At 62.2% G+C, this 553-nt stretch carries 1 pseudogene; it reads right to left on the bottom strand.

Annotated features, from left to right (window positions below):
- Positions 1–553: pseudogene (locus GQ59_RS32605) on the bottom strand (Mu transposase domain-containing protein); the annotation flags it as partial.

Here is a 553-nt window from a genome sequence, read left to right on the forward strand (position 1 = left end):
GCGCTGCGCATTCCGTAAAGCTTCAGCGTGCTCATCAGTTCGAAAACCTGCGTGCGTTCCATCAGCTTACCCTCCTGAGCCTGTCATAGCGGGCGCAGTCGGCGACCGGCTCATGGGCAAGCCGAAGCGCATCCGGGATTTGCAGGGTTGCGGCGGGAGCCGGATCGCGGCTTCGCGCCAGAATGTTGATGATCACCGAGGCAGAGCAGACGCCGTGATCGAGCGCTTCCTGGCAGGCAGCCTCAACGGCGATAAGACCGTCAGCCGGAACACATCCGAGTATGGTGACCATCTGCCGATCCCCGTCATCGACACTCTTCAACCGCTTGCGGACCTTCTCCATCGCGGCTGGCAAAACCCATTCCCGGAACGGAGCGCCGTTGCGCAAGGCACCGGGTTTGCGAGCGAGGACAGGAACATAGTGCCAGGGATCATAGACGGTCTCGCCACGGCCGAAGCTGCGCTGATGTTCCGCAACCGTCACACCATCCTGCTTGATGACGATCCGGTCCGCATAGGCATGAACCTCGACGGGGCGGCCGACGGCAGTCGA

It is taken from the genome of Neorhizobium vignae (assembly GCF_000732195.1).
Taxonomy (GTDB): Bacteria; Pseudomonadota; Alphaproteobacteria; order Rhizobiales; family Rhizobiaceae; genus Neorhizobium; species Neorhizobium vignae.